General features: G+C 64.7%; 6 protein-coding genes. 4 read left to right on the top strand and 2 right to left on the bottom strand.

Annotated features, from left to right (window positions below; genetic code table 11):
- Both HUN58_RS10785 and HUN58_RS10780 read left to right on the top strand, forming a co-directional pair.
- Positions 1–624: tyrosine-type recombinase/integrase (locus HUN58_RS10785; protein WP_217488514.1), on the top strand; the 624-nt coding region annotated here is incomplete at its 5' end.
- Between the two features lie 299 nt (positions 625–923).
- Positions 924–1,619: a hypothetical protein gene (locus HUN58_RS10780; RefSeq protein ID WP_208745506.1), complete on the top strand. Its 696-nt coding sequence runs from the start codon at positions 924–926 to the stop codon at positions 1,617–1,619.
- A 258-nt stretch (positions 1,620–1,877) separates the two neighbouring features.
- On the opposite strand, the gene HUN58_RS10775 is transcribed toward HUN58_RS10780, so the two are convergent.
- Together HUN58_RS10775 and HUN58_RS20525 are read right to left on the bottom strand one after the other, a co-directional pair.
- Positions 1,878–2,777 (bottom strand): hypothetical protein, encoded by a 900-nt coding sequence (locus tag HUN58_RS10775; RefSeq protein WP_208745505.1) that lies wholly within the window; start codon positions 2,775–2,777, stop codon positions 1,878–1,880.
- A 617-nt stretch (positions 2,778–3,394) separates the two neighbouring features.
- A complete protein-coding gene (locus tag HUN58_RS20525; RefSeq protein WP_254631453.1) occupies positions 3,395–3,610 on the bottom strand; it encodes a ketopantoate reductase C-terminal domain-containing protein in 216 nt (71 codons plus the stop codon).
- A gap of 766 nt (positions 3,611–4,376) precedes the next feature.
- Between HUN58_RS20525 and HUN58_RS10765 the strand changes: the two genes are divergently transcribed.
- Complete coding sequence (locus HUN58_RS10765; RefSeq protein WP_208745503.1) at positions 4,377–4,745, top strand: hypothetical protein; 369 nt, start codon at positions 4,377–4,379, stop codon at positions 4,743–4,745.
- A gap of 158 nt (positions 4,746–4,903) precedes the next feature.
- Entirely contained in the window at positions 4,904–6,181 is a 1,278-nt protein-coding gene (locus tag HUN58_RS10760) for a hypothetical protein (RefSeq protein ID WP_208745502.1), read from the top strand.
- Positions 6,182–6,272 lie beyond the last annotated feature (91 nt).

The following is a 6,272-nucleotide window of genomic DNA, read 5'->3' as shown; positions in this document are numbered from 1 at the left end:
CAGGCGTTGCTGCTGTTCGGGTTCGTCGGTGCGTTCCGCGAGTCCGAACTCACCGCCCTCACCGTCGCCGATCTCCGCCTCGTCGACGGCGAAGGCGTCTACGCCCGTGTCCGGAAGTCCAAGACCGACCAGGAGGGCGTCGGCCGGATCAAGGTGCTGCAGCAGGGCGCGAACCCGGTCACCTGCGCACCGTGCGCCTACGTGCGACTGTCCCGGCTGATGGCTGCGCAGGATGCCCGCGGGGAAACGGGCCTCTTCGCTGCGCTCACGGGTGCGAGTCTTGCCGTGCACGTGTGCGCGGACGGGCTCGGGTCGGATCGGTTGCCGGCGTCGATGCCGTTCTTCCGCGCTGTGTCGAAGTGGGGCTTGTTCCGGAACACGGGCATCAGCCCGACGACGGTCGGGAAGGCTGTCGCTCGCCGCGCGCACGCCGCGGGGCTGGGGGAGGACGGTTGGTCTGGGCACTCCCTCCGTGCAGGGTTCGTCACCGAAGCACGAAACGCCGGCGCGACGGATGTGGAGATCATGAACCAGACCCACCACACCAACGCCGCCACCCTGCAGATCTACGACCGCGAATACTCCCCCCTGGTCCGCAACGCCGTCACCCGGATGCGGCTATGACACCCCAAACTTCCCCCAAACTCGGCCTTAAACTCGGGCCCGACAGCGAGGCTCTGCTCGAGGCGCACTGGGGTCGGTTCGTCGCGTGGTGTGAGGCGGCAGATCACGAGTCGCTCCCGGCGATGGCAGCAACGGTTGAGCAGTTCCTGGCGTTGTTCCCCGGCAGCGCGTCGACGCAGCGGCTCCGCCGGCGCGCGATCCAGGCACATCACCTCGCAGCAGGACTAGTGGACCCGATACCCACGGTGGAGGACCGGGTGTGGCCGCGGCCAGAAGCCCCTGCCCCTGATCAGTCGGCCGTGAGCGAGGTGCTCGCAGCGATCCCGAAGTACCGGTACCCGATCGGACTCCGCGGCCGCCGCGACGCGTTCCTCATCGTCCTCCTCGGGGTCCTCCACCTGACCCGCGGACAAGCCCGCACCATCGCCCCTGCCGACGTCGCGGTGACGAGCATCATCCGGATCCGCAGCCACGTCGTGCCCTCATCCGACGACCCGGTGTCCTGTGCTGCCTGCGCATTGACCCGGTGGCTTCGCATCGTAGGGCCGGTATGGACTGGTTTCCGCGGCGACGCCATCCGCCAGCTTGACCCGACGAGAGGAAACCTCGACCGGCACGACTGCGAGCAGCCGGTACCGGGGGATTGGCGCCGGGCAGAGCAGCTGCTGTTGCCGTTAGACGTTCACGGATGGGCGCGCACCGGCGTGAGCCTGTCGGGCCGTTCCATGACGAGCATCATCCCCACCCGACGCGCTGCAGCAGCAACAAACAGCCCCACCGCGGAAGTAGTCGGTGCGGTCGCGCGGAAGCGGTCACGGTTCGACGGACTGTCGTTGCAGGAGACGTACTCCGAGCTCGGCGCTACGGATGCGGCGGTCGACGCAGCCCTCGCTCGACTCGCAGCGGTCTGGGGTGATGCCCAGGCGCTCGACACTGACCTCGAGCAAGCAACTGGCGAGTCCGAGCGGGGGCTAGCACCAGATAGCAACGACTAGCTCGCTGCCAGGGGACCTACCTGCCTCGGACCGCCGCTGGTGGTCTGCGCACTGTCGCATCGGCTCTAAATCTGCGCCCACATCTGTCGCGGAGGCCTCTTCCTCTACCTCAGATCCTCGGAACACCGCTCTTAATGAGGGCATAGCAAGCACGCCGATGTGGAATCCATGTGATGGCGGTAGCGGCGCACCGCACTTTGTCATGAGGCGTGCCCCGTCTCGAACGGCAATTCCCCACCGCCATCCATGGCGCCGAAGTCACTCGTGTTGTTCGACCTGGTCCACGATAAACCTCCGCAAACCATGTTCGTCCGGCTCCGTAAGGGCGCGGATATGCGAAACTGTTACCCTTGCTGCCGGCTGCGCTTCCTTCACAGCCGTCACGGCCCGATCGCGATCCGCGGCGCTGGCCTCCGGGCTACTTACCAAAGTCACTCGAGGTGGAGTTGCGCCTAATTCATGTTCCACGAGATAAACATTGCCTTGCGCTACTTCAGAGACTAGTGCTCGAAGTCTTGACGCTTCGAATTCGATGCGTTCAGCGGTTGCTCGCTGTTGCTGCGCGGCAGAGAAGGGGATAGTCCGATTCGACTTTAGCTCCGACTCGACGTTGCGCACGCGCTCGACGATCTCCGCAAGCATGTCTTGATCGGATCGTTGATTCTGCTCACGCGCATTGAGGGAATCATTGGGCTTCCAGGAGTCCCGAATGCTTGGCCAGACTGACTTCAGCAGAGTGTTGAAGGCTCGTGATGGGATTGAGGGGTTTGCTGTTTCGGCAATCTGCCGCAGCAGATCCGTCATATCCTCCTCACTCTCGAATTGCGTGGCTTGACGTGGCGCAAGTGGGGACGTAATGTCGCCGGGCCGCAGATCGAGGCAGATTGTGGAGACGGGGCGGCTCAGGGTGCTGGCAAGCCAGCCTCCTTCGTAGTTCAGCCACGGCGCATCCTGATTCTCTCGCGACACGAGAACAATGCCGTAGTCCGAGGCGTCTAGGTTTGCCTCAATCACCGAAGTGCCGTTGGCGCCCTTGGTGATGCTCTTGCTGGAGACGAACACCTCAACTTCGGTCACGCACAGATCCGGCATCGCTTCTCGAAGGGCCTCCGCGACGGCGCGCTCCCGCTGTCCGGACCAGCTGATGAATATCTTCACGGGTCGAATGTATCGCGAAAGCTGTCGCCTGGGAGGATGTGGCCCATCGTGTACATTCACTTGCACTGCTTGCTGACGACGAGTCAATCGATTCGCCATGTCTCCGCCAGTGGGCGGTAGCGAACAAGCGAGCCCGGTTTTGCCGAACCTGACATAAGAGCCCGCTATCGGCGGTCGGACGAGAACGGCCGGGCCGTCAGTGTCGTGACGGTCCGGCCGGAGCTCCGGGCGAGCGGTGCTCGAAGTGAGTGTGGTCTGAGGCACTGTGCTGCTGTCTGACGAGCGTTCCTGCGGCTTCTCGGGGGCCTGCGCGTGATCGCTGCGCCATGGCAGGACGTCGTGATTCTGCAACAAGCTGTTGCAGAACTGCCGTATCGGTCGGGGGCCGGACTTGGTCCAGCAGACGACGACGGGTCGCGACGTGCTGGGCGCACTCGTCCTCGCTGACGGTGTGAAGGCACGCCGCCTCGAGCAGGCGCTGGCCGATCGGATCGTTGAGACAATTCGGGAGCTTGACATGGGAGCACGGGTCAGGCATTCGACCGTGTCCGACTGATCGAGCAAACGAGAGCAGCGACCCAGTCCGTTCCCTTGCTAGGGGTGCTCAGCAGGCTGCTCTACCCGGGGCCGTTGCTTGCTGCTGCGAGGAGGGGCACGAGTACGTCGCTGATGGGCGTGGGTACGCCGCGGGCTCGGCCCTTTCGTTGGATCACGCCGTTGCGGGCGTTCCACTCGAGCGGCTGGCCTGCCTCATGGTCAGTGAGGATCGACGTTCCGTGCTCTGGAGGTGCAGCGCGTAAGGCAGCGAGGATCTGCAAGGCAAGTGCCGACATCGGATCGTTTCGCGGGGCGACCCTGTCCGAGTAGAGGAGTCCGGCAGCGGCGACTGCGCATTCAGCTAGCCGGGTAGCCAGGAGAGCCAACATCAGCCTGTCCGGTTCGAGCGGCAGTGCAGCAGCAGGGAGAGATGTGGAGCCGGGCGGCATGTTCTAGGTCGTACACGGGGCACACCTCGTGCTCACTAAACTGGTCGTGTGGTGCCAGAGCGAGTACCGACCGCAGTCGCGCGACTTTGCGCGCCGTGGCTCCCGTTGCTCGGTAAGCGCTATGCCATCGACATTGCGAGACGACAATTCACTGTCATCATATCTGTAGTAGTGCAGCTCGTTCTTTGGGTGACGGCTTGGGCTTTCCTAATCTTTGACATCGGGCCTTACTGGATTTTCCTCGTGCTGATTCTGGCGCCCGCTGCAGTGACAATGAGGGCTCTCATTCAGCTCCTCCGCTTCGGCGCAGAAGTCCGGCGTGATCTAGCGCAGAACGACATCCACGTGCGTGAAATCCTTTATGTCCACCGACCGAGAGATGTGGAGCAATGGGCCTTTCGGAATAACGTAGACCTCCGTGTGGTTGCCCGAATCGGTGACGACGATTACTGACATTGCAATGTCGGTTAATTTGCGTGTCGTTCCCACGCTTGCTCGGCAGGGTTGAACACGCCACGGCCGACGCTCACTCCTCTCACTGGGGGAGCATCAAAGGGCGTAGTGTGATGTAGGTACCGCGTTAGTCGCGGACGGCCCGACTGCTCCAGGCGGCATGCGCATCGATTCCTCGAAATCGCCGCAGCAGCTTCGGATCGGCAATGATGGAGAAAGCTTCGTCGCGTACCGCCTGCTGCATGAGGTACCTGTCCATGAGGCGCAAAGCTGGTTCGTGAGGAGCTTTGTCACCCTCGATTCGACGGGCAGCTTCACCGACAACTCGACGGAGGGTGAACGCGGCATCGATGATTCGGTCTCGTTCCGGCCGTCGAGCGAATCGCATGCGGCCGAGCAACGACGCGTCGGCGGCGAACTGCGACCTGATCGCAGTGAGCATCTGCTGGGCGGTCATGCTCAAGGAACGGAAGCCGAACTCGTCGCGCGTATCGCTCATGCTGCTTCCCCTCAAGCTCCTTGGCGGTAACGCTATGGGAGGCTCGGCTGGATGCTTGTGCCGGATGTTCGCGAATAGCTGAGGGGTCCGCAAGCCGACGCCTCCGCGGAAGTTTTCTCTTGTTGCGTGGAGGAGGTCGTCCCGACCGGGACACGAGCCTGCCGCCATATGCCTCCTACGATGTAGCGATGGGTACCGGCGACGCGATGGTGGGGACGCGCTCGACAGGTCGGCGTTCCGCGGGCAGGGCGTACCGGCAGCTTCGGGGTCTCCGGGGCGCCGCTGCCCCGCAGGCGACGCTGGTTGTGGTGGTGGGGTGGCTTCTCGGTCGGGGACTCACGATCACTGGCTTCGCCCTCGCCCAGCTCGCGCAGGGGCAGCCCGCCGGATGGGCGCAACTCGCGGCTCGTTGGGACGGGGAGTGGTACGTCATGCTCGCCCGGGACGGGTACCCGCCGACTCTCGATCTGCCGGGCCGGCCGTTCTATGGGCCGTGGGGGTTCTTCCCGTTCTGGCCGTGGACGATCCGCGCGCTGTCCGCGGTCCTCGGCGATCATCCGCTCGCGGCCGCCGCGATCGCCACCGCGGCGTATGGGCTTCTCGTCACTGCGGCGGTCTGGGTCGCGGCGTATCTCGTTGGCGGACGACGCATCGCCCTCGCTTCAACCGCGCTGTTCTCGGTCTTCCCCGGCACGCTCTCTCTGACGATGCCGTACACGGAGGGCTCGTTCATCTTCTGGTCGATCGTCGCGCTGCTCGCGCTCGGCACGGCGCGGGCAGCACCGATGACGGCTGCCGCCCACCTCGAAGTAGCCGCTCGCCCGTGGTGGCTGACCGGGTTGGCTGCAGTCGCTGCGTTCATGGCATGCGGCACCCGATCCACTGGTCTCGCGCTCATCGTTGCTGTCGCCGTGCACGCTCTGGTGAGCTGGCTGCGGGGCCGGCGACTGCCGTGGGGACACCTCGTGGTGATCGTCGCGGGCGCGTTGGGTGTGGTGGCCGATTTCACCTACGCGGCGCATCGGACCGGCGACCCGTTCATCTGGCGTCGCGCCCAAGCGCAGTGGAATCAGATCTTCGACTTCGGGCACGGATTGCTTGTTGCGTTCACCGAGACGGTGCCGTCGCACGGGGCGGACTACCGCCATTGGGCGGTCATGCTCGTGATGAGCGTCGTCCTCTGCGCCGCGGTGATCCTCGCCGCGGTCTCGTGGCGTCGGATCCCGCTGACGTGGTGGGTCTTCGTGGTGGTGACGCTCGCCTTGGTGCTGCTGTGGTCAAGCGTCGGACCGCGCCCTCGGATGCTGCTGGCGCTGTTCCCGATCTTCATCGCAGCGTCGATGACGCTGCTGCGGTGGCGGATCGCCGGGTGGATTCTCATCGCCGCGATCGGCGCCGTGTCCGCCATCGGCACCGTCGCGTACGCGTTCGCGGTCTTCTACCTGCCCTGGCACATCACCGCATAGCCGGCAAATCCGTCTATCGGCGCCGCAGGAGCAGCAGCAGCGCCGTCCCAGCGGCCAGCAGCAGCCTCGCCAGCGGAACGACTGATCGTAC

The organism is Curtobacterium sp. Csp1 (assembly GCF_013347185.1).
This window is presented reverse-complemented; position numbering and strand designations above follow the sequence as displayed.

Bases quoted from the DNA above. Each gene is read 5' to 3' on its own strand.
- HUN58_RS20525 (WP_254631453.1), bottom strand. From the start codon at position 3,610: ATGTCGGCACTTGCCTTGCAGATCCTCGCTGCCTTACGCGCTGCACCT.
- HUN58_RS10765 (WP_208745503.1), top strand. From the start codon at position 4,377: ATGCGCATCGATTCCTCGAAATCGCCGCAGCAGCTTCGGATCGGCAAT.
- HUN58_RS10760 (WP_208745502.1), top strand. From the start codon at position 4,904: ATGGGTACCGGCGACGCGATGGTGGGGACGCGCTCGACAGGTCGGCGT.